The organism is Martinezella lusitana, assembly GCF_010668395.1.
Classification (GTDB): Bacteria; Pseudomonadota; Alphaproteobacteria; order Rhizobiales; family Rhizobiaceae; genus Rhizobium; species Rhizobium lusitanum_A.
In genome coordinates, this window is the sequence record NZ_WUEY01000058.1 from 1 (window position 1) to 2485 (window position 2485).

Consider the following 2485-nt stretch of genomic DNA (forward strand, 5'->3'; position numbering starts at 1 on the left):
GTAAGCGATGAAACAACCCCGTCTGGCGACGGCTATGCCGAGGATCTATTCGTGCCTGAGTAATGAATGAGTTCTGGTGTGAAGTGCTATGTCTGCTCCTATGTCCGAACATAGAACGTTTCATATGATCGAAGCTGTGGCCGGTCCTTTGGAGGGTGCGCCGCGTCAGGTTCGGCGTTGGTCGGAGGCATTCAAGGCGCAGGCGGTGGCCGATGCCATGGAGCCTGGCGCGAGTGTTTCGGCGATAGCGCGTCGCATTGGGGTTGATCCGTCGCAATTGTTCACGTGGCGGCGCAACGCCCGGCTGAAAGCTGCGGCTGTGCCGGCGACAGCCAGGGAGGTTCCCCTGGCTGCCGAAACGACCAGCAGATATCCCACAGTCGACATCGTCATTGGTGATGCGGTGATCCGCGCCCGATCTGATGTCGACGAGGCTCATCTTGCTCGGGTGATCCGTGCGGTGCGGTCCGCATGATCCCGTCGGGTGTGAAAGTGTTTTTGGCAAGCCATCCCGTAGACTTCCGCAAAGGTCCAGATAGCCTCCTGTCGCTGGTGCGCGATGCCGGCACTGATCCGTTCAGTGGCTCGCTTTATGTCTTCCGCGCCAAAAGAGCAGACAGAATTAAGATCGCCTGGTGGGACGGTTCAGGCGTCTGCCTTTATTCAAAACGCTTGGAGAAAAATCAGTTCGTTTGGCCGAAGATCGGGCCTGCCCGCGTGCAGCTCAATCACGCGCAGCTTCTTGCTCTGGTCGACGGCATGGACTGGAAACGTGTCCGCACAGTTGCGGTGAAGCGGCCGGAATTTGTTGGATAAAAGCCCTGCGGCAGAGTGAATCAGACGGCTGAAACTGCAGGAGATTCCCTGCCAAATATGCTCTACTTGAGGGCATGACACCAGCCGATTTGCAGCTCCCTGATGACGTCGATGCGCTGAAAGCCATGATCCTGGCGATGGCTGAGAAGGCTGCGCGCGCCGACGCACTGGAGAACGAAGTCGCGGATCTGAAGGCCCAGAATGCGGACGCAGACGAGCAGATCGCCAAGTTGAAGCAGGTCCTCAAAGCCTTCGACCGATACCGGTATGGCCGGCGCTCGGAAAAGCAGAGCAAGAACATCGACGCGGATCTCGACGAACAGGGTGCGTTTGTCTTCGAAGAGATCGAGACCGGCATTGCCGCGATTGAGGCGCTGGTGGCTAAAGGCCGAACCGCAAGCGCCACAAAACGTGCGCCGCGTCCGCGCAAGGGCTTTCCGCCGCATCTGGAACGCATTCATGTAGTCATCGAGCCGGACGAGCTTGCCGAGCATGCAGGCAAGCAGAAGATCCTGATTGGTGAAGATACCTGCGAGCGTCTCGATATCATTCCACCGAAGTTCCGGGTGATCGTCACCCACCGTCCGAAGTATGCCTTCAAAAACGAAGACGGTGTCATTCAGGCCTTGGCACCGGCGCATATCGTTGAAAGCGGCATCCCATCGGAAGCGCTGCTCGCCTATGTCGCGGTTTCCAAATACGGCGATGGCCTGCCGCTCTATCGACAGGAGGCGATCTTCCTGCGCGACCATGTCGAAGTCGATCGTGGCCTCATGGCGCGGTGGATGGGCAAGCTCGGGTTCGAACTTCAGATCCTTGCCGACTACATCTTTGATCGGATCAAACAAGGCGAACGAATATTTGCCGATGAGACGACATTGCCGACGCTTGTCCCTGGATCGGGGTCGGCCAAGACGGCGTATTTGTGGGCCTATGCCAAGGACGATCGACCGTTCGGTGGCAGTGGCCCGCCGATGGTGGCCTATCGTTTTGAAGACGGTCGGTCCGGGGATTGCGTTGCTCGCCATCTCGAAGGCTACCTCGGCATTCTGCAGATTGATGGTTATTCGGCCTACAATCGCGTTGCGCGTTCCAAAGGTGGAAACGAGGGTTCACTTTTGGCGGGCTGCTGGGCACACAGTCGACGTCGGTTCTACGAGCTGCACGCCAGTGGCAGTTCAAAGATAGCGACTGCAACGATCGAGAAGATGGCGACCTTCTGGGCGATCGAGGAAAAAGTGCGTGGGCAAAGCCAGGATATCCGCGTTGCCGCTCGTCGGCAGGCCTCCGCTGCCATCGTTGCCGATCTCTACAAACTCTGGCAGGACACGCTGCCCCGCATCTCTGGAAAATCGAAGCTCGCCGAGGCAATTCGCTACGCCATCAACCGTCGTGAAGCCTTCGAACAATTCCTTCACGACGGCCGGATCGAGATCGACTCCAACATTGTCGAGCGGGCAATCCGACCCCAGGCAATCATTCGGAAAAATAGCCTATTCGCGGGTAACGCCGGCGGCGGCCGGACTTGGGCGACCATCGCAACCCTCATTCAGTCCGCCAAAATGAACGATGTTGATCCGCTCGCTTGGCTAACGCAGACCCTTGAACGTATCGCGGCCGGCTGGCCATCAAGCGATATCGAGGCTCTCATGCCCTGGAAATTCCAGAA

3 protein-coding genes are annotated in these 2485 nt (G+C 58.1%); all 3 read left to right on the forward strand.

Annotated features, from left to right (window positions below):
• Positions 1 to 124: 124 nt before the first annotated feature.
• The gene (locus GR212_RS36455; protein ID WP_246726258.1) at positions 125 to 475 is read left to right on the forward strand and encodes a transposase; all 351 of its coding nucleotides are present in this window, start codon (positions 125 to 127) and stop codon (positions 473 to 475) included.
• Positions 472 to 816 (forward strand): IS66 family insertion sequence element accessory protein TnpB, encoded by a 345-nt coding sequence (tnpB, locus tag GR212_RS36460; RefSeq protein WP_163994980.1) that lies wholly within the window; start codon positions 472 to 474, stop codon positions 814 to 816. The genes GR212_RS36455 and tnpB overlap by 4 nt, the downstream gene beginning before the upstream one ends.
• A 74-nt stretch (positions 817 to 890) precedes the next feature.
• Positions 891 to 2485, forward strand: a 1595-nt coding sequence (gene tnpC, locus GR212_RS36465; protein ID WP_163994981.1) for an IS66 family transposase, incomplete at its 3' end; no start/stop codon positions are given.

Excerpts from the sequence above, each read along its gene's own strand:
- GR212_RS36455 (WP_246726258.1), top strand. The coding sequence starts at position 125 with ATGATCGAAGCTGTGGCCGGTCCTTTGGAGGGTGCGCCGCGTCAGGTT.
- tnpB (WP_163994980.1), top strand. The coding sequence starts at position 472 with ATGATCCCGTCGGGTGTGAAAGTGTTTTTGGCAAGCCATCCCGTAGAC.